Annotated in this window: 18 protein-coding genes and 2 pseudogenes; 12 read left to right on the top strand and 8 right to left on the bottom strand. The window is 60.1% G+C overall.

What is annotated here, in order from left to right:
* The first annotated feature begins 7 nt into the window (after positions 1-7).
* Positions 8-787: a TatD family hydrolase gene (locus HS968_RS04145; protein WP_182370277.1), complete on the top strand. Its 780-nt coding sequence runs from the start codon at positions 8-10 to the stop codon at positions 785-787.
* Between the two features lie 215 nt (positions 788-1,002).
* Here the strand turns inward: HS968_RS04145 and HS968_RS26600 are convergent, their stop codons facing one another.
* The 4 genes from HS968_RS26600 to HS968_RS04125 form a co-directional block, all read right to left on the bottom strand.
* The gene (locus HS968_RS26600; protein WP_407681651.1) at positions 1,003-1,707 is read right to left on the bottom strand and encodes a methyl-accepting chemotaxis protein; all 705 of its coding nucleotides are present in this window, start codon (positions 1,705-1,707) and stop codon (positions 1,003-1,005) included.
* Positions 1,708-3,542: 1,835 nt separating this feature from the next.
* Positions 3,543-4,376: a regulatory signaling modulator protein AmpE gene (gene ampE / locus HS968_RS04135; protein ID WP_182370276.1), complete on the bottom strand. Its 834-nt coding sequence runs from the start codon at positions 4,374-4,376 to the stop codon at positions 3,543-3,545.
* A 2-nt stretch (positions 4,377-4,378) separates the two neighbouring features.
* Complete coding sequence (ampD, locus tag HS968_RS04130) at positions 4,379-4,930, bottom strand: 1,6-anhydro-N-acetylmuramyl-L-alanine amidase AmpD (RefSeq protein WP_182370275.1); 552 nt, start codon at positions 4,928-4,930, stop codon at positions 4,379-4,381.
* 217 nt (positions 4,931-5,147) lie between these two features.
* Complete coding sequence (locus HS968_RS04125; protein ID WP_182370274.1) at positions 5,148-7,454, bottom strand: DUF1631 domain-containing protein; 2,307 nt, start codon at positions 7,452-7,454, stop codon at positions 5,148-5,150.
* A 313-nt stretch (positions 7,455-7,767) separates the two neighbouring features.
* Between HS968_RS04125 and nadC the strand changes: the two genes are divergently transcribed.
* Entirely contained in the window at positions 7,768-8,616 is an 849-nt protein-coding gene (nadC, locus tag HS968_RS04120) for a carboxylating nicotinate-nucleotide diphosphorylase (RefSeq protein WP_182370273.1), read from the top strand.
* A gap of 322 nt (positions 8,617-8,938) precedes the next feature.
* Here nadC and HS968_RS26300 read toward each other — a convergent pair.
* Both HS968_RS26300 and HS968_RS26595 read right to left on the bottom strand, forming a co-directional pair.
* A pseudogene (locus tag HS968_RS26300) lies at positions 8,939-9,037 on the bottom strand (pilin); the annotation flags it as partial.
* 370 nt (positions 9,038-9,407) lie between these two features.
* A pseudogene (locus HS968_RS26595) lies at positions 9,408-9,525 on the bottom strand (prepilin-type N-terminal cleavage/methylation domain-containing protein); the annotation flags it as partial.
* A 224-nt stretch (positions 9,526-9,749) separates the two neighbouring features.
* Here HS968_RS26595 and pilB point away from each other — a divergent pair.
* The 5 genes from pilB (at position 9,750) to yacG (ending at position 14,578) form a co-directional block, all read left to right on the top strand.
* A complete protein-coding gene (pilB, locus tag HS968_RS04105; protein ID WP_182370270.1) occupies positions 9,750-11,453 on the top strand; it encodes a type IV-A pilus assembly ATPase PilB in 1,704 nt (567 codons plus the stop codon).
* Between the two features lie 3 nt (positions 11,454-11,456).
* Positions 11,457-12,680: a type II secretion system F family protein gene (locus tag HS968_RS04100; protein WP_182370268.1), complete on the top strand. Its 1,224-nt coding sequence runs from the start codon at positions 11,457-11,459 to the stop codon at positions 12,678-12,680.
* A gap of 5 nt (positions 12,681-12,685) precedes the next feature.
* On the top strand, positions 12,686-13,555 hold the full coding sequence (locus HS968_RS04095; RefSeq protein WP_182370267.1) for a prepilin peptidase: 870 nt from the start codon (positions 12,686-12,688) through the stop codon (positions 13,553-13,555).
* Between the two features lie 223 nt (positions 13,556-13,778).
* The gene (coaE, locus tag HS968_RS04090; protein WP_119691926.1) at positions 13,779-14,387 is read left to right on the top strand and encodes a dephospho-CoA kinase; all 609 of its coding nucleotides are present in this window, start codon (positions 13,779-13,781) and stop codon (positions 14,385-14,387) included.
* On the top strand, positions 14,384-14,578 hold the full coding sequence (yacG, locus tag HS968_RS04085; protein WP_106737198.1) for a DNA gyrase inhibitor YacG: 195 nt from the start codon (positions 14,384-14,386) through the stop codon (positions 14,576-14,578). The genes coaE and yacG overlap by 4 nt, the downstream gene beginning before the upstream one ends.
* 102 nt (positions 14,579-14,680) lie before the next feature.
* Here yacG and HS968_RS04080 read toward each other — a convergent pair whose 3' ends face one another.
* Both HS968_RS04080 and HS968_RS04075 read right to left on the bottom strand, forming a co-directional pair.
* Entirely contained in the window at positions 14,681-14,896 is a 216-nt protein-coding gene (locus tag HS968_RS04080; protein ID WP_182370265.1) for a hypothetical protein, read from the bottom strand.
* A 103-nt stretch (positions 14,897-14,999) separates the two neighbouring features.
* The gene (locus HS968_RS04075) at positions 15,000-15,689 is read right to left on the bottom strand and encodes an energy-coupling factor ABC transporter permease (protein WP_119691928.1); all 690 of its coding nucleotides are present in this window, start codon (positions 15,687-15,689) and stop codon (positions 15,000-15,002) included.
* 228 nt (positions 15,690-15,917) lie between these two features.
* Here HS968_RS04075 and HS968_RS04070 point away from each other — a divergent pair, with 228 nt between their 5' ends.
* From HS968_RS04070 to HS968_RS04050, 5 genes are all read left to right on the top strand, one after another.
* A complete protein-coding gene (locus HS968_RS04070) occupies positions 15,918-16,547 on the top strand; it encodes a DUF1780 domain-containing protein (protein ID WP_179622628.1) in 630 nt (209 codons plus the stop codon).
* Positions 16,544-17,038 (top strand): MOSC domain-containing protein, encoded by a 495-nt coding sequence (locus HS968_RS04065; RefSeq protein ID WP_182370263.1) that lies wholly within the window; start codon positions 16,544-16,546, stop codon positions 17,036-17,038. Before HS968_RS04070 ends, HS968_RS04065 begins: the two co-directional genes overlap by 4 nt.
* Positions 17,039-17,111: 73 nt before the next feature.
* Positions 17,112-17,285 (top strand): DUF3094 family protein, encoded by a 174-nt coding sequence (locus tag HS968_RS04060; protein WP_106737203.1) that lies wholly within the window; start codon positions 17,112-17,114, stop codon positions 17,283-17,285.
* Positions 17,286-17,348: 63 nt separating this feature from the next.
* Positions 17,349-18,650, top strand: a complete 1,302-nt coding sequence (locus HS968_RS04055) for an NAD(P)/FAD-dependent oxidoreductase (RefSeq protein ID WP_182370261.1) — start codon at positions 17,349-17,351, stop codon at positions 18,648-18,650.
* A gap of 187 nt (positions 18,651-18,837) precedes the next feature.
* Positions 18,838-20,718 carry a potassium transporter Kup gene (locus tag HS968_RS04050; RefSeq protein ID WP_182370259.1) on the top strand — a complete coding sequence of 627 codons (1,881 nt, stop codon included), beginning with the start codon at positions 18,838-18,840 and terminating at the stop codon, positions 20,716-20,718.
* Positions 20,719-20,744: the final 26 nt, after the last annotated feature.

Raw genomic sequence — 20,744 nt, 5'->3', positions numbered from 1 at the left:
CCAACCGATGCGCCTGATCGATACCCACACCCACCTCGACTTCCCCGATTTCGATGCAGATCGCGGCGAAGTGCTCGCACGCAGCCGCGCGCTGGGCGTGCAGCGTCTGGTGGTGCTTGGGGTCTACCAGGCCAACTGGCAGCGGCTATGGCAGTTGGTCGAGGAAAATGAAGGCCTGTACGCCGCCTTCGGCCTGCATCCGGTCTATCTGGACGACCATAGCCCGCAGCATCTCGACGAGCTGCGCAATTGGCTGGGCAAACTGGCCGGCCACCACAAGCTGTGCGCCGTCGGTGAGTTCGGTCTGGACTATTACCTGGAACAGTTGGATCGGCAGCGCCAGCAAGCCTTGTTCGAGGCACAGTTAAAACTGGCCGCCGAGTTCGAACTGCCAGCGTTGCTGCACGTGCGCCGCGCCCATGCCGCAACCATCGCCACGCTCAAGCGCTTTCGCCTGGCACGCGGCGGCATCATCCACGCCTTCGCGGGCAGCTACGAGGAAGCACGCGAGTACATCAAGCTGGACTTTCGTCTTGGCCTTGGCGGCGCCGCTACCTGGCCGCAGGCCAATCGACTGCGCAAGGTGGTCGCACAGCTACCACTGGAAACCATCGTGCTTGAAACCGACGCCCCGGACATGGCGCCCGCCATGCGCGCGAACCAGCGCAACAGCCCGGAGTACCTGGCGGACATCTGCCGCGAACTGGCAACACTGCGTGGTGTGACGGCCGAAGAGCTGGCGGCGGCCAGCAGCCGTAATGCGGATGAGTTGTTCGGCTGGAGGTAGAGCTTTCCAGATGGAGCGGCGGTAAAGCCCTGTAGGAGCGAATTTATTGGCTATGTCTGCGTTAGCTATTAGGCTCGGAGCCTCGTAGGGTGGGCTTTAGCCCACGCTGACCGCCAGTGGTAGGCCGAAGCGGAGCGCCGCCCGGCTCACCCTATGGGCCTGAAGGAGGGGCCTCAGCCGCAAGCATCGCCGCTGAAGCGCCTCCCACGGAGCAATCAGACCCGGAAGGCGCTGATCAACTGCTTGAGACGCGAAACCAGCTCGCTCAGCTCGCGGCTGGCCTGCTCGGTCTGGCTGGCGCCGACAGCGGTTCGCTCACCCGCATGGTTGATTTCGACGATGTTCTGATCGATATCGTGCGCCACGGCCGTCTGCTGCTCGGCAGCCGCCGCGATCTGCTGGTTCTGATCGACGATCATGCCCACCGCGCCGAGGATGTTCTCCAGGGCCAGCTGCACCTTGGCCGACTCACTCACCGTACCGTCGGCCATCTGGTGGCTGGCATTCATCGCTTTCACCGCCGCACCGACGCCGCCCTGTAGCTTGACGATCATCGCCTCGATTTCTTCGGTGGACTGCTGCGTGCGCTTGGCCAGGTTGCGCACCTCGTCGGCCACCACCGCGAAGCCTCGGCCCTGCTCGCCCGCACGCGCGGCCTCGATGGCAGCATTGAGCGCCAGCAGGTTGGTCTGCTCGGCGATGCCCTTGATCACGTCAAGCACCTGGCTGATCGCCGCGCTGTCGCTGGCCAGCTGATTGATCACCGCCACCGACTGATCGATCTCACCGGCCAGGCGCTGAATCGCGCCGACCTGCGCCTCGACCAGGGCACGACCGGTGACCGTCTCCTGATTCACGCTCTGCGCGCTGCCCACCGCAGCGGCGGCACTGCGCGCCACCTCTTGCGCGGTGGCAGACATCTGGTTCATCGCCGTCGCCACCTGCTCGATCTGCGCACGCTGGCTGGCCACGGCCTGGTTACTCTCGCCGGAGACCAACTCGACACGATCCGCCTGGCCGCCCACTTCGCCTACCGTGTGCCCAACGCGCTCGATCAGGTCATGGATACGCACCACGGTCTGGTTGAATACCTGACCCAACTCGCCCAGCTCGTCACGGCTCTGCGCCTGGAAGTTGACCGTCATATCACCGGCCGCCACCTTGTCCATCACCTGGCCGAGGTTCTTCAGGGTCGAGCGGGTCGACACGTAGAAACCGCTGTAGAGGTAGACGATCAGCAGGAACACCACCACCAGCGCCACCACCAGCAGCACCATCTGGGCACGGTTCTCGGTCAGTCGCTCACTCAACTGGCTGTCGAGGAATGCCAGCAGGCCATCGTTGAAAGCGTAAGTCTTGGCCATTTCCTGGCTGACCTGGTCGTAGAACTGCGTCCAGGGCGTATCCAGGCTGTCGGCGATGATCACCTGATCCTCGAACAGCACGGCGCTGTCCTTGAGCGTCTGGCGACTGGCCTCGGCCAGGCTGCCCAGACCGTTCTGCGCGGCGACGTTGCCAGCCATCGCCTCCTGCAGGTTCAGGCCATATTCGGCATGCAGCTTCTCCAGCAGCAGCAACAGCTCGTCGAACTTGGTGCTGGCCGAGGAATTGAGGAAGCCCTGCGCCAGGGAATAGGCGCCGAGGGCGCGGCCCTGGCTCAACGCATTGGAGATCTGCGGGGTGACATTGGTGATCAGCTCGGTGAGCTGCCGCACCTGACGCTGCGGATCCTGACTGAGGCCAGCCTGGCTGGCCACCAGCTTGATGAACACCTGGGAAGAGCCGAGCAGCTTCTCGACGATCACCGCCTTACTCTGCAAAGACGTCTCGGCGGCAGCGGCCTTCAGTTCGGTCAACAGCTCATCGCGCTTGGCGGTGAATTCAGCACGCTGTTCGGCATCGTCGGTGACCGGATCGAGACCTTGCAGACCGCTGGTCAGCGATGCCTCCAACTGGTCGATGCGCCCTTCCAGATCCCCCGCGCCCGACTGGCCGATCATCGAGTTGATCTGCACCAGATCGTTGAGGCTCTCCAGATCGCGACGCAGCTTGAGGCTGCTGCCGAGCAGCTCGAGGCTTTCCAGGGCAGTCTGGGTGCCGACGAACTGACGATAGGAGTCGCGCACCAGGTAGAAGTTGGTGACGAGCATGGGCAGAAAGAATAGAACGCTGATCAGGCTGAACTTCATGCCGAAGCTGAGGCGGTTCATCAGCGCGATGGCCGGATACAACACGGTCTTCACTAGACGTCTCCAGTTGCCATTATTGTTATTGGTGTCGCCTGAACGGCCGCAAAGCCTCTCACGGGCTTATGACGGCGTCCTGTGTGTCCCGACCTGCGGCATGCGAATAGGCGCAGCGAATACAGGCAAATAAATGTGACAAAAATCGCCAAACAAGATCGGCTACGGCCTCTTATACCCCTTATCGACACGCTTCTCTGTAACTTAAGGTTAAACACGCGCAGCCGTGTCGCTCACCTTGCTGCGGGTAAGCGTAGGTCGTAACCGGAGCGACAGAAGGACGCAGGGCGGATTGCACCCGCCCTACAGAGAGCGCGGTAGGGCGTACTCGGCGTTGGCATCCTGCGTCGCTCTACCTCCTGCATCCATGCAGTCGTCGCGAAGCAGTACGCCGTTAGATGTGTGCTGGACTGTTCGCTGGCGCTCCTGAGTCCCCCCTACGCGCTGGCGTTGTGCGCGACAGGAGGTTGTACCCGCCCTACAAAGAGACGTTGCCTGGAAGAGTGCGAGCTCTAGATAAACAGCACCCACAGCGCATAACCGGCGTACCACACCACGGCAGCACGAATCAGCAACTGCCACAGTTGATCCAGTGTCTCGACGCCCTCCTCGCCCATGACCGGAGCTGGCATTTCCCCGGCAGCTCGTCCCGCCTTGGCCACCAGTTGCATCGCCGAGATATCCCAACTGAGCAACTCATGCAGCAAGGCGCGGCTGACGGCGACGAAATTGCCGACCAGGGCGAAGCTGGAGGCGAGCACGCGCGCAGGCAGCCAGTCGAAGGCATGGCGCAGCTGCACGGCGCGCTCGCGCAGTGCCGGCTGCTCGGCATGCTCAGCACTGAGTGCCAGCAGGCGATAAGCCAGGGCAGCCATCGGACCGAGCAGGAGGTACCAGAAGATCACCGCAAAGAAACTCTGGTAGGCCTGCCAGAGCAGGTGCCCCTGAACCTGCGGCAACAGCGCCACACCCTCTTCGGGCTGCAATCCCAGATCACGATCGGCCACGTGGTAAGCAGCCTGAGCGTCGCCACGACGCCAGGCATCGCGAAACGGGCCCAATGCCGCCAACACATCACCTCGCCCCAGGCTGTAGATCAGCACCAGCAGGTGTACAGGCAGCGCCAGCCAGCCGTAGGCCAGCGGTTCGAGAATCAACAATACGAGCCCCAATGCCAGCACGGGCATCAGCACCAGCACCGCCAGGCACAGCCAGGGCGCCTGCTGCAGGCTGCCTTGTTGCACACGTTGCAACAGGCCGAGCCAGAAACCGTCCTGCTGGATACGTAGGCGTCCGGCCGAAAACTTCTCGACCCAGAGCACCAACAGAATCACCAGAAAACTCATCGCTACCTCTCCTTCAATTCTGCATGCAGACGCGGCCAGTCGAACGCAGGCCCGGGGTCGGTCTTGCGGCCCGGCGCGATATCGCTGTGGCCACGGATACGCTGCGCCGACAGCGCCGGATAAGCGTCCAGTAACTGCCGAGAGAGCTCAGCCAGCCGGGCGTACTGTGCATCGGTATAGGGCTGATCGTCCGTGCCTTCCAGTTCTACGCCGAGAGAAAAATCGTTGCAGTTGTCACGCCCATCGAAACAGGACACGCCAGCATGCCAGGCTCGATCGAGACAGGAGACGAACTGAGTCAGCGCGCCATCACGTTCGATGAAGAAGTGCGCAGAGACCTGCAGGGAGGCGATTTCGGCAAAGAAGGGATGCTCGTGCAACGGCAGACGATTCTGGAAGAAAGCCTGCACCTTGCCAGTGCCGAACTGCCCTGGCGGAAGGCTGATGTTATGCACCACCAACAACGAGATTTCGCCATCTGGGCGGGCATTGAAATTCGGTGAAGGGCAGTGGCTGACGCCCTGAAACCAGCCAGTGGAAGGGTCGAGCTGCATGGAATGCTCCTGAACGAGCCCCCACTCTAGAGCAGCTGGCTACAACGGCCAAGCGCGAGGCCGCAACAGGATGTGCAGCCACGAGCAATATCACCATTGAGAGGGCGCGAAGGCAAAGCAACCGTGTGAAGAATATTCCTGCCGGTTCAACAGCTTCTCGTAGGACGCGCCATGCGCACCGCGAAGCCACCCTATCAACGCAGCGCGTGCTGAAGAATCAGGCGTTCTTCAGCTTGCGCAGATTACCAATCACCGACTCCAGCGCCCGATCGAACAACAACGCATCATCGAGCAAACGGATGGAGTTACGCCGAAACTCCACGGCCAGCGCATTGCGAGTCTTCTCCAGCACTTTCATGCCGGTGCGATTGACGAACACGAACTTGCCGGTAGGTTTGATGATCGCCGCCAGCTTGCAACGCAGCTTGTGCTCTTCATCTTCCTGAAACTCGACCCAACTGCCCACCCGCAGACTATCCACCTGCTGCAGTGCTTCGTCATCATCCGGCGCAGCTATATCCGGCTCTTGCGGGCGGGTCTGGCCCGGAGCCAACAGGATGATTTCCTCGACGACCTCGACCATCGCTGGTGCGTCATCGACCTCTTCGGCCACCGGCAGCTCCAGCAGCGGCAGTTCGATGCCCGACTCGTTCACATCCGTCTGCACGACCTCTTCTGCTTCGGCAGGCACCGAATCAGACTCGGGAGCGGCACGCTTGAAGCGCTGGAAGGCCTGCACATGCAGCGCTTCCAACTGGCTGAAGAATTCACTGGTGGAGAACGGGTCGAACGCAGCGCTGGCCATGCCTTCACGTAGCGCCTTGAGCAACCCAGGAACCAGTTCCAGCAAACGCAGACGCGCTTCGGGCTCTTCATGCGGCGCCACGCTCCAGACCAGATCGTCCATGGTCTGCAGCGCTGCCTGCCACTCAGGCGAATCCACGCCATGCTTGAGGCAAGTGAGCATCAACACCTTGCTCCAGGCTTCCTGCAGCAGGCGAACCACCACCTCGGGCAGGGTCTTGCCCAACAGACGCTCGTTCAGCGCCTGCTCCACCTGACGCCTGGCCAGCTCGGCCTTGGCGCTGCCTTCCTCGGCATCACGGGTACGCTGCTCCAGCAACTCGCTGCGGCGGCGCTCGTCACCGGTAAAGGCCATGAACTCAGCCAGCAACTCGGAGAAAATAGCTGGATCGTCGACGAAATCATTCAGCAGGCGTTGAACCACCTGCTCGATCTTCTGATAAAGGCTGTCGCGCTGCGCGTCGTCCTGATCGACCCAGCCCAGCGCGGCGGAAGCGATTTCGTTGAGCAGGCGGCGAGCTGGGTGGCTACCGCGACTGAAGAACGTCTTATCCAGCACCGCGACCTTGAGCATGGGAATCTGCAGACGGCCGATCAGCGCCTTGAGCGAATCCGGCAACGTGCGGTCGTCGAGAATGAACTCGAAGAGCATCGACACCAGATTGATCACATCCTCGTCGACTTCACCGACCACACGTGCCTTGCCGCTCTTGGCACTGGCACGTTCGAGCAACCGCTCGAGTTGCTCACGCAGATCGAAATCCTCGACGCTGACCTGTGCCGGGGCCCGCTGCTGCATATGCGAGAGCAGACGCATCAGGTCATTGCTGGTGATCGGCAGCGCATCGGCCATCTGCGTACGACGTGGCATCGCGGTACCGCGTACTTGCGAGAGGAGATCCTGCAGAGCACCGAATACTTCCTGCACGCCCTGATCCGCGCCCTCCAGCAGCGGAATGCCCTCCTCGGCGGAGGCCTGAACATGAGAGGACGTTGCGGAGCGCTGTTGACGGCGAGGCGGAGCAGATTTCAGCTCAGGCAATACACCAGCGCTGACCAGCGCCTGGTTGGCCTCGGCATACAGGTTGTCGCAACCGCCCAGAACGTATTTCTCGAACAGCTTGAGGATGATCAGCTTGACCTTGATCTCCACCCCCAGACTGCTGCATGCATCGAGGAAGTACTCGCTGAGCAGGGTCGGGCCAAGTGGGTTGCTCTTGTCATCGAGCTTCTTGCTGATCACCGCATTGAGGCGAGTGGTGAGGTGACCCAGCGCTACCGCGTCGCGGCTCATCACCTTGGCGACCATGGCATCCAGCGCCACGGTTTCTTCCAGTTCGTCGTTTTGCACCAGGCTCAGACTATCGAACGATACTGCATCCAGCGCTGGCTGCGGTTTGCCGATTTCATATTGATTGAGATTGGAGAAGGCCTCGAACACCTTCTGCAGGAAGCCGCGCTCGATGCTCTTGCGCTTCAGACGCAGGTCGCGCATCGCCTCGAAGAAAGCATTCTGCTCGGCATTGCTGGTCGCCCGATCCGCCATCTCGAAGAGAGTATCGTCGGCATTGTCGAACAGACTCTGCAGACTCTGCTTGAGCTGTTGCGCAGCTTTGTCACGCACCTGGATCAGCGCCACGGGCAGTCTTCCTACCGGCGAAGTTGGCGATTGCTCTGTGGCGGCCTTGTTCAGGTGCACCACATTCGCGTCGGTCTTCATTCTAGTCTCCCGCAGACTGCCCGAACTCGGGCCTCCTGGTCTGCACAGCGTCAACCGAGCGTCGTCCGTAACGTCAAAGGCCTGGCGTCAATAATGAAAAAAGTAAAGGCATTATAGGGAGGCTGCGCGCCATACCAAGCCAATTTTTCCCACAGACATGACCCAGATCACAGATAGCATCACGCCACCTCCTGACGGTCACTCGCCCCAAGGCCAGCGTGATCCATCCCAAGCCTACCGCCCTATGCGCAAGCGCGCTGCACCAATGGTCGGCTACCTCTATAATCGCCCCTCGCCTACCCCGGAGCCGACCATGCCCAACCTGAATCTCGCCGACCTCAGCAGCGAAATCGAAGCCAATGTCCGCCGCGCCCTGGCCGAAGACATCGGCAGCGGCGACATCACCGCCCAGCTGATCCCGGCCGAGCGCCTGGCCAGCGCCCGCGTGATCACCCGCGAAGACGCTGTGATTTGCGGCACGGCCTGGGTGGACGCAGTATTTCGTCAGCTCGACCCACGCGTCGCGGTGCATTGGCAGGTGCAGGACGGCGACCGAGTTCACGCCGACCAAACCCTGTTCACCCTTGAAGGCCCGGCTCGCGCCCTGCTCAGCGGCGAGCGCAGCGCACTGAACTTCCTGCAGACGCTTTCTGCCGTCGCCACCCGCTGCCGCCAGTATGCCGACCTGGTCGAAGGCACTCAGGTAAAGCTGCTGGACACCCGCAAGACCCTGCCCGGCCTGCGTCTGGCGCAGAAATATGCCGTGACCTGCGGCGGTTGCCATAACCACCGCATCGGCCTGTTCGACGCCTTCCTTATAAAGGAAAACCATATCGCCGCCTGCGGCGGCATCGCCCAGGCCATCAGCGCCGCCCACCAGATAGCCCCGGGCAAGCCGGTGGAAGTCGAAGTAGAGAGCTTGGAAGAACTCCGCGAAGCGCTGGAAGCGGGAGCCGATATCGTTATGCTCGACGAACTGTCACTGGAAGATATGCGCGAAGCCGTGAAACTTACCGCCGGCCGCGCCAAGCTAGAAGCTTCGGGGGGGATCAATGACAGCACCTTGCGCGTGATAGCTGAGACTGGTGTGGATTACATCTCGCTGGGGACGCTGACCAAGGATGTGAAGGCAGTGGATTTGTCGATGCGGTTGGCCCTGTAAAAAGCGCTCCCACCAACCGCAGCCAATCACTTCCACTTTTGCCAAAATCGGGAAGTTTTTCCCCAAACGCCTTTTAAGCAGCAGTTTACTGAGTACAGGTACCACCAGTGGCTAGATCACAGGTGACAGACGCAGTGCCCGGTGCGCGCGGAACGGCGGTGAACGAGCCAGTAGCAGTAAGGGCCGCATTGGCGCCAGTGTACGACTGACAGGCTAACGTACCCGCCGGAGTAGCAGGCACCTGTTCGATACTCAGTTGCGCCAATGCATTACTGGCATAAGCCTTGGCCTCCATCAGGCAGGCCTTGTCGGCAGAGGCACGAGTGTAATCTTGATAGGCAGGCAGCGCGATGGCAGCCAGGATACCAATTACAGCGATCACAATCATCAGTTCAATCAGAGTAAAACCTTTCGATTTCATAATGATGATCCTGTTGAACCTTAAAAGCTGCATAGCTCATATACAGAATAAAGAAAACGGATAGATACCGACCCAGAAAACATTAATCCCCGAGCTCTCGGGGATTAATGATAAATAACCACTTATAAATCATTACAACCAATAAACAGCTTTTAAATCTCGCAGGTTGCAGTATCAAAGGTACAAGTAACAACAGCAGCGCCTGTACCTTTAGTACTGCCAGTGGTGAAGGTACCAGTCAATGCAGCAGTCGGCGCCGCGCCATCATCACAAGACTTAGCCGCCCAAGCAGGTGCAGTCATATCAGTTGTCAAAGCAGCAACGGCAGACTTGGTCCATGCTGCTGCTTCACTCAAACAAGCATTATCGGCCGATTTTGTAACATAGTTCTGATAAGCCGGCAGCGCGATAGCAGCCAGAATACCGATAATCGCAACCACGATCATCAGTTCGATCAGAGTAAAACCCTTTTGCATTTGAGCTTTCATTGATTATCTCCTAGTTAATAGCAGGCTCTACGCCCTGCCCACGAAAATGCAGATCGCGTGCCAACTCCAGTAGCCCTATACAATATACTGCTAACGAACACCATCTCACTCCGTCACACCCCATTACACGACACAAATTGACTTTTTTTGTCACTCTCACGACAAGCGTTTGGCAGCAACTGCTGTGTGCGCTATAAGGCAGGCATTCGCGTAAGAGGTACATCATGAACGATGCGGTTTCCCTTTCCGGCCTAGCCAGACAGATCGTCGCGGCGCAGTTGCTGGATGAGAAGAGTGCCCAGCAAGCTCAGACACAGGCAAAACGTAACCAGGTTCCATTAGTGACCTATCTGGTACAAAACAAACTGGTCAAGAGTCGCGACTTGGCAGAACTGGCTTCTGAGCAATTTGGTGTAGCTTTTATCGACTTGTCGGCTATCGATAAGGAAGGCCAGCCCAGGGATCTGATAAGCGAAAAGCTAATCAGGCAACACCGCGCATTGCCACTCTGGCGCCGTGGCAACAAGCTATTTATCGGCGTATCCGACCCGACCAACCACCAATCCGTTACCGATATTCAGTTCAGTACAGGCCTGAACACCGAAGCAGTGTTGGTAGAAGACGACAAGCTTGGCGATGCGATCGAGAAGTTCTTCGATTCAACCGGCAGCGGCATGGAGGATCTTGCTGATGTCGACTTGGACGGTTTGGACGTAGAAGCCGTCGATGATGACAAGGCCGACACTGCGGGTGGCAACGACGCAGACGACGCCCCGGTCGTACGCTTCGTTAACAAGATGCTACTGGACGCTATCCGCCTGGGCTCGTCTGACCTGCACTTTGAACCCTATGAAAAAGCCTACCGAGTGCGATTTCGTACCGACGGAATCCTGCATGAGACAGCCCGTCCGCCTATACAGTTGGCCCCCCGGATTGCCGCCCGCCTCAAGGTGATGGCTGCGCTGGACATCTCCGAGCGGCGCAAACCGCAGGATGGACGGATCAAGATGAAGATTTCCAAGAACAAGGCTATCGACTTTCGGGTCAATACCCTACCCACCCTATGGGGCGAAAAAATCGTGATGCGAATTCTCGACCCCACCAGCGCACAGATGGGTATCGATGCCCTTGGCTATGAGGAAAGCCAGAAAGAGCTGTATATGGCCGCTCTTAAGCAGCCACAAGGCATGATCCTTGTGACCGGCCCTACCGGTTCCGGCAAGACGGTTTCGCTCTATACAGGCCTTAATATCCTCAACACCCCCGACGTGAATATCTCCACCGCCGAAGACCCGGTGGAAATAAACCTGGAAGGCATCAACCAGGTCAACGTAAACCCCAAGCAAGGAATGGACTTTACCGCAGCCCTACGCGCCTTTCTGCGCCAGGATCCGGATATCATCATGGTCGGAGAGATTCGTGACCTGGATACTGCCTCTATTGCAGTAAAGGCGGCGCAGACCGGCCACATGGTGATGTCCACACTGCACACCAACAGTGCCGCGGAAACCCTTACGCGCCTGCGCAATATGGGAGTGCCATCCTTCAACATCGCCACTTCGGTCAACCTGATCATCGCCCAGCGCCTGGCCCGCAAACTTTGCAGCCACTGCAAGAAGGAAGTGGACGTACCACGTGAAACCCAATTGGTCGAAGGTTTCCCTGAAGACAAGATCGGCACTTTCAAGCTCTACGGCCCGGTAGGCTGCGAAAACTGCAAAAATGGCTACAAGGGCCGCGTCGGGATTTATGAAGTAGTTAAAAACACGCCCAACCTACAACGGATTATCATGGAGGAAGGCAACTCCATCGATATCGCAGCACAAATGCGCAAAGATGGCTTTAATGATTTGCGTGCCTCCGGTCTGCTCAAAGCCATGCAAGGCGTGACCAGCCTGGAGGAAATCAACCGCGTGACCAAGGACTAACCCATGGCGACAAAAGCTCTGAAAACCAGCACTTTCGTCTGGGAAGGCACCGACCGCAAGGGCGGTAAGGTGAAAGGGGAGCTCAGCGGGCAAAACCCAGCGCTGATAAAAGCGCAACTGCGCAAACAAGGCATTAACCCGACCAAGGTACGTCCCAAATCCAGCTTTTCATTGGGCAAAGGCAAGAAAATCAAGCCTCTTGATATTGCCCTATTTACACGCCAGATGGCGACTATGATGAAAGCCGGTGTACCGCTACTGCAGAGCTTTGACATCATCGCAGAGGGTTTCGATAACCCCAATATGCGTAAGCTGGTGGAGGATCTCAAGCAGGAGGTAGCCGCGGGTAACAGCTTCGCCTCGGCCCTGCGCAAACAACCCAAATACTTCGACGACCTGTACTGCAACCTGGTCGATTCCGGGGAGCAGTCCGGCGCCCTGGAAACCCTGCTCGACCGAGTGGCGACCTACAAGGAAAAGACCGAAGCACTTAAGGCCAAGATCAAGAAGGCGCTGACCTACCCGACCGCAGTGGTAGTCGTGGCAATCGTCGTCTCGGCGATACTGTTGATCAAGGTGGTACCGGCCTTTGAGAGCGTATTTTCCGGCTTTGGCGCCGAGCTGCCGGCGTTCACACAGATGGTTGTTGGCCTTTCAGAGGTGCTGCGCGAATGGTGGATGTTTGCACTGCTCGGTATCTTTGCCCTCGGCTACGTGCTGAAAGAGGCCAACCTGCGTTCCGAAAAATTCCGTGACAGCAAGGATCGCCTGTTGCTCAAGGTGCCAATCGTTGGCGATATTCTGTACAAGTCCTCGGTGGCCCGTTTTGCACGTACGCTGTCGACCACTTTCGCCGCTGGCGTGCCACTGGTCGACGCACTGGACTCGGTGGCTGGGGCGACCGGGAACGTGAAATTCCGCAATGCGGTGGGCCAGATCAAGAACGACGTTTCCAGCGGTACTCAACTCAACTTCTCCATGCGCTCGACCAATGTGTTCCCGACCATGGCCGTGCAGATGACCGCAATCGGCGAAGAGTCAGGCGCCCTGGATGAAATGCTGGCTAAGGTCGCCACCTTTTATGAAGACGAGGTTGATCACATGGTCGACAATCTCAGCAGCCTGATGGAACCGATGATCATGGCCGTACTGGGCGTCGTGGTTGGTGGCCTGGTGATTGCCATGTACCTGCCTATCTTCCAACTAGGGAATGTGGTCGGCGGTTAACACTCATGTATTTGATCGACTTTCTGGCCAGCCATGCGCTGGCCTTTATTTGCTGCGTACTGCTGCTAGGACTATTGGTCGGCAGCTTCCTAAACGTCGTGATCTACCGCCTACCGAAAATGCTCCAGCGCGACTGGCAAACCCAAGCACGCGAGGTACTTGAGCTTCCTCCTGCCTCACAATCAGAAACCTTTAATCTGATACTCCCTAACTCTAGCTGCCCCGGTTGCAACCACGAGATTCGCCCTTGGGAAAATATCCCAGTCATCAGCTATCTATTCCTTCGCGGTAAATGCTCGAACTGCAAAACGCCGATCAGCAAACGCTACCCCATCGTCGAACTGGCCTGCGGGCTGCTTTCCGGTTATGTCGCCTGGCATTTCGGCTTTACCTGGCAGACTGGCGCGATGCTGGTGTTGGCCTGGGGGTTGCTGGCGATGAGTCTGATCGATGCCGATCACCAGATTCTGCCGGACGTACTGGCTTTGCCGCTGTTGTGGCTGGGCTTGATCGTCAACTACTTCGGGCTGTTTACCAGCCTGGAAGACGCTCTGTGGGGGGCGATTGCCGGGTACCTGAGCCTGTGGTCGGTGTACTGGCTGTTCAAGTTGATCACCGGCAAGGAAGGCATGGGCTATGGGGACTTCAAGCTGCTGGCCATGCTTGGCGCCTGGGGTGGCTGGCAGATTCTGCCGCTGACCATTTTGCTTTCATCGCTGGTCGGAGCGGTGCTTGGAGTGGTTCTCCTGCGCCTGCGCGGTAGCGATTCGAGCACGCCCATTCCCTTTGGGCCTTATCTGGCGATTGCCGGGTGGATCGCTCTGCTATGGGGCGACGTGATTACCGGTAACTATCTGAAGTTCGCTGGTTTTTGAGTTAGCCGCGCCACGGCTAACTCTCCTTCTGTAGGAGCCCCGACTCGGGGCGAAGCTCTTGAGTTTTGTGCCGGGCCGCCGTCTGCAATTCGCTGCGGGGCGCAGCTCCTACACGGCTTGATGTGATCGCGGAGGATGGCTGCTGATCGGAGGACTGGTCGCATCACCATCAAATCCCCCCTACAATCGCGGCCTTGAGCAATAACGAGGCCGCATTGGCGTTATGAAACCCTGGATACTCGGCCTAACTGGCGGCATTGGCAGCGGCAAGAGCGCGGTGGCGCAAGGCTTTATCGAGCGCGGTGTGCATGTCGTGGATGCCGATCACGCCGCCCGCTGGGTCGTCGAACCTGGACGACCGGCACTGGCCAAGATCGTCGAACACTTCGGCGATGGCGTACTGCAGGCGGATGGTCAACTCGACCGCACTGCACTGCGCAAGCTGATCTTTGCCGACCCCGAGCAGCGCCGCTGGCTGGAGAGTCTGCTGCATCCGTTGATCGGCCAGGAGATCGCTCAGGTTCTGGCTCGCGCCGAGTCGCCCTACGCCATTCTCGTTTCGCCCTTGCTGGTCGAGTCCGGCCAGCACCGCATGACGCAACGCGTGCTGGTCGTGGATACACCTGCCGAACTGCAGGTACAGCGCACCATCAGTCGCGACCAGAGTTCCGAAGAGCAGGTGCGCGCCATCATGCAGGCTCAGGCCAGCCGCGAAGAACGCTTGCGTCATGCGCACGATGTGTTGGTCAACGACCGCGATCTGGCCTGGCTGGATGCGGAGGTCGAACGCCTGCACAACTTCTATCTAACTCTGCGCGGAGGCCAGTCATGACCACTATCGTCCAATGCCCAACCTGTGGCGCGCCTGTCGAGTGGAAGGTGGAAAGCACCTACCGCCCCTTCTGTTGCGAACGCTGCAAGCTGATCGACCTCGGTGCCTGGGCCGCCGAAGAGCATGCCATTCCCGGGAATGACCTCGAAGACGAGTTGTTCAGCGGTGATCTGCCGACGCGGCCGCATTGATTAGAGCCCTTACCTGAGCGGGATGTTGATGCCGACCACAGGAACAGCCTCTACACAAATCAGCCGGAGTCAGATTTGGTGCGCATGGCGCACCCTACCCGGCTATGGACGCATAAAGGCGTAGTCGCGATCATCGTCGAGGTTGTCGGCGAGAAACTGCAGCTCGTGCGCCAGTTCCTGCGGCTCTCGCAGCCGCCTGTTGTGCTCGACCACCTCAGCGAGCAATGCACGCATTGCCATCAGTGAATCGAAACCCTGTGCTTCGGCGCTGTGCAAGTCAGCCTGCACCGCGGCTTTGGCCCATTGATGAACGCTCATGCTGTTGCCCTCCGTGTTTGCCTCAGCTTGCCGCCTGCTCGCGGCCTGGACTTGATCCGGATCAAGTCTCGCAGCGCCATTCAGCAGGCCGATACGGGCCCATTCACTCGTCGCGGTCACCCTCTTTCCAGGGGGCCTGCAGGTAACGGCTGCGGTTGAAGGTCTCCAGCCAGTCCGGGTAGAACACCACCAGGGCAGTCACCACCATGCCGTTGATGAAGGCCTCGGGGAACATCACCAGCCAGAGATAACCGGCGAAGTCGTCCAACCAGGGCGGCATGGGGAATAGCCCATCCAGCCAGAGCAGCCCAAGGCCACCCAGCAAGGTCAGCAGGGTCGCCAGTGCGGCCGGGAAGAAACCACAACAGAAGATGTAGACGAACAGATTGCGTGGCTGCGCGCGCTCTACGCGGAGCGCACACACTTCGGTCACCAGTACCGGGATCAGCACCAGCAGCACGCCGTTGACCCCGAGCGCAGCCAGATCCAGGCGGCCGATGGCCAGTAGACCGAGCTGCGCTGCAAGCCCTGCCAGCACCGCCAGCGGCCAGTCCAGCAGCAGGGTGACTGCCGTCATGCCAATAAAGTGATAGGACAGCCCCGAGTCGAAATCGCGGCGCACCAACCAGAGCAGAAACAACGCCAGCATTGTGCCGAACAACAGGTGCTGGCGGCGCAGATCACTGAACAGCTCCAACCACGGCGCTCGCATCACCGCCCATAGCAACGCCAGTCCGTAGATCAGCCAGCCAGCGAGCAAGGTGCCGAATGCCAGCAGGTTGGAAGCGATCATGCGTAGGCATCCTCTCTTTCGTTCATCGCAATCATGCCGAGCAGTCTACACCGGCACTTGCCGAGCCTGGGCAATCGGCGAGCGCATTGCCCAGGCTCCCATCCCCCCAGGCAGGAATGACCATTGCCCTCACACAGATGCTCATGCTCGAGCCTTAATGTGCGATTGCCCAGCTCGCCAATCGGCAAGCGCTAGCAAGCCAGCCTGCGCTGCGGCTAAGCTTTGGACATGGACGATTCCGATTATCTGCGTCTACTCACGCATCAAGCCGAACAGGCCAACGCCTTTCTCTCCAACGCGAAGAAATGGGAGCGCGAGCGCTGGGTCTGTCAGCGCCTGCTGCAGGCATTGAACGTGCGCCATCACACCGACGATTTCACCGCCAGTGGGCAGGAGCCGCCAGACGTGCTGTTTCGCGATGCCAACTTCGAGGTGTTCTTCGTGCTCGATGAGGGGCGTCGCCTAAACGACGAGTGGCGCGCCGAGCTGGAGCGTCGCCGCAGCGCCTTTTCCCTAAGCCAGTTGGTCAGGCGCGAAGCCCGTCCCAAGCGCATCCCTGCCAGCGAGATGCAGGCACGCCTTGGGCCGACCCTGCGCAAGAAGGCCCATAACTATCGCGAGCGCGGCATCGACGTGAGGGAACTCGATCTGATCGCGTTCGTCAGCCTCAAGCGCGCCGTGCTGGACTGCAACAGCCATTTCCCACCGCCCACCGAGTACCTACGTCAGGGCTGGCGTTCGTTGTCACTGGTCGGGCCACGCTTCGCCCGCGTGCTGTTCGCCCACCCGGATGCACCGGACTTCCTGCGCCATAACCTGGGTCGCAGCTTGCTGTTCGACGTTGGTATCGGCCTATGAGCCCATTACAGGAATTGCTTGCCGAAGTACCACAGGTCGGCCGTGTTCGCTGGATGGGTGTACGCCCGAAAGCGCGCGAAGCCATGCTCGAAGTAGAAGCAGTGGAAGCGCGCCGCGAGGCTGGGCTGACCGGCGATCACAGTCGCCCCGGCCCACGCAATGCACGCCAGGTCACGTTGATTCAGTGGGAACACCTGGCAGTGGTTGCCGCCCTGCTTGGCCGCGATATGCCGATGCAGCCCAGCGAGCTGAGGCGCAATATCGTGATAGCCGGAATCAACCTGTTCAGCCTCAAGGGCCGACGTTTTCGCATCGGCCAGGCCATTCTGGAAACCACCGGCTGGTGCCAACCCTGCGCCCGCCTCGAGGAGCGCCTCGGCCCTGGCACCTTCCAGGCCATGCGCGGACACGGCGGAATCACCGCGCGGGTAATCCAGGGCGGCATCATTCGTCTGGACGATACCGTGCAGGTAGAGCCATTGGATACCTGACCCACGAGCCAGGCAAGCTCGCCAAGGCTGGCGGGCAGGCCTAGAATAGTTGCAATCAAGCAGAGGCCTACCGATGACCAGCCGCCTGAGCCCCGAAGACCAGCAGAAAGTCGACCAGTACCTGAGTGCGCCGCAACATCAGGTCGAGCGCCAGCCCTTTCGCGTTTGGCGCCTGCTGGTGGTCGTCCTGGTCGTGGTCGTCGGCCTTGGCCTGCTGAGCCGCTTTCTGAGTCGACTGGTGCTATGAGCTGCCTCGCGCTCGCCCTTTCGCACTCACACCGCCTTTTTCAAAGCCTTGTGAGCATCATCCATGTCCCATCGCATCGTGATTGTCGGCGGCGGCGCCGGCGGTTTGGAGCTGGCCACCCGTCTGGGTAGAAAACTGGGCAAGAGCGGCGCAGCCCGGGTCATCCTGGTCGACGCCAACCTCACCCACATCTGGAAGCCCCTGCTGCACGAAGTGGCCGCCGGCTCGCTGAACTCCTCGGAAGACGAACTGAACTACGTGGCCCAAGCCAAGTGGAATCATTTCGAATTCCAGCTCGGCCGCATGTCCGGTCTCGACCGCGCCAGCAAGTGCATCACCCTCGCGCCCACCCTGGACGACGACGGCCAGGTACTGATGCCCGAACGCCGTATCGCCTACGACAGCCTAGTGATCGCGGTCGGCAGTACCACCAATGATTTCGGTACGCTGGGCGCTGCCGAGCACTGCATTTTCCTCGATACCCGTGAGCAGGCCGAGCGCTTCCACCGGCGCATGCTCAGCCACTACCTGCGTGCGCACGCCAATGAAAGCGAAGCCGGCACCCAGATCGACATCGCCATCGTCGGGGCAGGCGCCACTGGCGTCGAGCTGGCCGCCGAACTGCATCACGCGGCGCAGCAACTGGCGGCCTATGGCCTGAACCGCATTCGCCCCGAAGACATGCGCATCACCCTGATCGAGGCAGGCCCACGCGTGCTGCCAGCACTGCCCGAGCGCATCGCCCGCCCGGTGCACCAGACCCTGGAGAAGCTCGGCGTCACCGTGTTGACCGGCGCGGCCGTCAGTGAAGTGACCGCCGACGGCCTGAAGACGGCTGACGGCAACTTCATCCCGGCCAGCCTGAAGGTCTGGGCCGCCGGTATCCGCGCCCCCGGTTTTCTCAAGGATCTGGACGGGCTGGAGAGCAACCGCATCAACCAGTTGCAGGTGCGCCCGACCCTGCAGACGACGCTGGACGACGACATCTTCGCCTTCGGCGACTGCGCAGCCTGCCCGCAGCCGGGTAGCGATGGACGTAACGTGCCGCCACGCGCGCAAGCCGCGCATCAGCAGGCATCCCTGCTGGCCAAATCACTGCGCCTGAAGATCACCGGTCAGCCGCTGCCGGAGTACCGTTATCGCGACTATGGCTCGCTGATCTCGCTATCGAGCTTTTCCGCAGTCGGCAACTTGATGGGCAATCTGACCGGCAGCGTAATGCTCGAAGGCTGGTTGGCGCGGGTGTTCTACGTGTCGCTCTACCGCATGCACCAGATGGCGCTATACGGCGTGCCACGCACCCTGCTACTGATGCTCAGCGACCGCATCGGCCGCAGCACCGAGCCGCGTCTCAAGCTGCACTGAAGCTGTCTATACTGGGGCACGGACGCCCCACTCGATCACGAGCATCCTGCTCGGCGACACCTGCCCTCACGAGGCATACAGCATGACGACACCATGATCGTGCAACGACCGCCCCTCGGCCAAACCCTGCTTTCGGCCCCAGCCTGATACGTCACCCCACTAAACCGCCTCGACCGGAGCATCGCAGATGCACCCAAGCAACACCTCTGCCGCCAAACCCTCGGCCCTGGCCTTACTGGTAGCCGCAACCGGGGTGGTCTACGGCGACATCGGCACCAGCCCGCTCTACACCCTGAAAGAAGTTTTTAACTATGGCGTGGCGCCCAACCACGAAGGCGTGCTGGGAATTCTCTCGCTGATCATCTGGTCACTGATCTGGGTGGTATCGGTCAAGTACGTGCTGTTCATTCTGCGCGCGGACAACGACGGCGAAGGCGGCGTCATGGCCCTGACCTCGCTAGCGCAACGCGCCGCACGCAACCATCCACGTCTGCGCAAGGTACTGTTGCTGATCGGCTTATTCGGCGCAGCGCTGTTCTTCGGCGACAGCATGATCACCCCGGCGATCTCGGTGCTGTCCGCCGTCGAGGGCCTGCAAATCGCCTTCGATGGCATTGAAAACTGGGTCGTTCCGCTGGCCCTGGTTATCCTGGTCAGCCTGTTCCTGATTCAGAAACACGGTACGGCACGCCTCGGTATCCTGTTCGGGCCGGTCATGCTGCTGTGGTTCAGCGTGCTCGCGCTGCTGGGCATCCACGGCATCAGCCAGTATCCGGAAGTGCTCAAGGCGCTGAACCCTTACTGGTGCATCCACTTCTTCATCGCTCACCCGGGCATTGGCGTGGCTATTCTCGGCGCAGTGGTTCTGGCCCTAACCGGTGCCGAAGCGCTGTATGCCGACATGGGCCACTTTGGCCGCAAGCCAATCGCCCGCGCCTGGTTCTTTCTGGTACTCCCCGGTTTGCTGCTGAATTACCTGGGTCAGGGCGCCTTGATCCTCGCCAACCCGGCTGCCGCCCACAACCCGTTCTTCCTGCTGACACCGGGCTGGGCGTTGCTGCCGATGGTCGCGCTATCCACCCTGGCCACGGTAATCGCCTCCCAGGCCGTGATCTCCGGAGCGTTCTCGCTAACCCAACAGGCCATCCAGCTGGGTTACATCCCGCGCATGTTCATCCAGCACACGTCGGATACCGAGCAGGGGCAGATCTACATCGGCACGGTGAATTGGATGCTGATGATCGGCGTCGTGCTGCTGGTACTGGGCTTCGGTTCCTCCAGCGCCCTCGCCTCAGCCTACGGCGTGGCCGTGACAGGCACCATGCTGATCACCACCCTGCTGGCGGCAGCTGTAATGCTGCTGTTGTGGAACCTGCCCAAGTGGCTGTCCGTGCCGATTCTGGGCGGTTTCCTGCTGGTCGACAGCCTGTTCTTCATCGCCAATCTGCCCAAGGTTCTGGCGGGTGGCGCCTTTCCGCTGGTCGCCGGCATCGTCCTGTTCCTGCTGATGACCACCTGGAAGCGCGGCAAGGAAATTGTCTTCGAGCGCCTGGGCGAGAATGCCCTGCCGTTGAGCGTATTCAGCGACAGCATCAGCCGCCAGCCACCGCATCGGGTCAAAGGCACGGCAGTATTCCTCACTGCGCGCAGCGATACCGTGCCGCACGCGCTGCTGCATAACCTGCTGCACAACCAGGTACTGCACGAGAAAGTGGTGCTGCTCACCGTGGTCAGCGAAGACACCCCGCGCGTAGCCCTGAGCAAGCGCGTGGAGGTGCAGGAACATGGCGAGGATTTCTACCGGGTAGTGCTGCACTTCGGCTTCATCGAGCGCCCCGACGTGCCGGAAGCCCTGAGCCAGTGCCATGTCGAGGGGCTGAGCTTCGAACCGATGCACACCACTTACTTCCTCAGCCGGGAAACGGTGGTATCGACACGCCGCATCGGCATGGCGCGCTGGCGCGAGGTGTTGTTCGCTTTCATGCTGAAGAACGCCAACAGCAGCCTGCGCTTTTTCAACCTGCCCCTGAACCGGGTGATCGAACTGGGCACCCAGGTGGAAATCTGAAACGCAGAAACGACGAAGCCCGCACT

The sequence above is a fragment of the Pseudomonas berkeleyensis genome, from assembly GCF_014109765.1.
GTDB classification, from domain to species: domain Bacteria; phylum Pseudomonadota; class Gammaproteobacteria; order Pseudomonadales; family Pseudomonadaceae; genus Aquipseudomonas; species Aquipseudomonas berkeleyensis.
Note: the sequence above shows the minus strand (reverse complement) of the source record. Positions and strands in the feature narration are given on the sequence as shown.

What these genes read in the sequence shown, in the direction of transcription:
- HS968_RS04145 (WP_182370277.1), top strand. Translation starts at nt 8, where the DNA reads ATGCGCCTGATCGATACCCACACCCACCTCGACTTCCCCGATTTCGAT.
- HS968_RS26600 (WP_407681651.1), bottom strand. Translation starts at nt 1,707, where the DNA reads ATGTCTGCCACCGCGCAAGAGGTGGCGCGCAGTGCCGCCGCTGCGGTG.
- ampE (WP_182370276.1), bottom strand. Translation starts at nt 4,376, where the DNA reads ATGAGTTTTCTGGTGATTCTGTTGGTGCTCTGGGTCGAGAAGTTTTCG.
- ampD (WP_182370275.1), bottom strand. Translation starts at nt 4,930, where the DNA reads ATGCAGCTCGACCCTTCCACTGGCTGGTTTCAGGGCGTCAGCCACTGC.
- HS968_RS04125 (WP_182370274.1), bottom strand. Translation starts at nt 7,454, where the DNA reads ATGAAGACCGACGCGAATGTGGTGCACCTGAACAAGGCCGCCACAGAG.
- nadC (WP_182370273.1), top strand. Translation starts at nt 7,768, where the DNA reads ATGCCCAACCTGAATCTCGCCGACCTCAGCAGCGAAATCGAAGCCAAT.
- pilB (WP_182370270.1), top strand. Translation starts at nt 9,750, where the DNA reads ATGAACGATGCGGTTTCCCTTTCCGGCCTAGCCAGACAGATCGTCGCG.
- HS968_RS04100 (WP_182370268.1), top strand. Translation starts at nt 11,457, where the DNA reads ATGGCGACAAAAGCTCTGAAAACCAGCACTTTCGTCTGGGAAGGCACC.
- HS968_RS04095 (WP_182370267.1), top strand. Translation starts at nt 12,686, where the DNA reads ATGTATTTGATCGACTTTCTGGCCAGCCATGCGCTGGCCTTTATTTGC.
- coaE (WP_119691926.1), top strand. Translation starts at nt 13,779, where the DNA reads ATGAAACCCTGGATACTCGGCCTAACTGGCGGCATTGGCAGCGGCAAG.
- yacG (WP_106737198.1), top strand. Translation starts at nt 14,384, where the DNA reads ATGACCACTATCGTCCAATGCCCAACCTGTGGCGCGCCTGTCGAGTGG.
- HS968_RS04080 (WP_182370265.1), bottom strand. Translation starts at nt 14,896, where the DNA reads ATGAGCGTTCATCAATGGGCCAAAGCCGCGGTGCAGGCTGACTTGCAC.
- HS968_RS04075 (WP_119691928.1), bottom strand. Translation starts at nt 15,689, where the DNA reads ATGATCGCTTCCAACCTGCTGGCATTCGGCACCTTGCTCGCTGGCTGG.
- HS968_RS04070 (WP_179622628.1), top strand. Translation starts at nt 15,918, where the DNA reads ATGGACGATTCCGATTATCTGCGTCTACTCACGCATCAAGCCGAACAG.
- HS968_RS04065 (WP_182370263.1), top strand. Translation starts at nt 16,544, where the DNA reads ATGAGCCCATTACAGGAATTGCTTGCCGAAGTACCACAGGTCGGCCGT.
- HS968_RS04060 (WP_106737203.1), top strand. Translation starts at nt 17,112, where the DNA reads ATGACCAGCCGCCTGAGCCCCGAAGACCAGCAGAAAGTCGACCAGTAC.
- HS968_RS04055 (WP_182370261.1), top strand. Translation starts at nt 17,349, where the DNA reads ATGTCCCATCGCATCGTGATTGTCGGCGGCGGCGCCGGCGGTTTGGAG.
- HS968_RS04050 (WP_182370259.1), top strand. Translation starts at nt 18,838, where the DNA reads ATGCACCCAAGCAACACCTCTGCCGCCAAACCCTCGGCCCTGGCCTTA.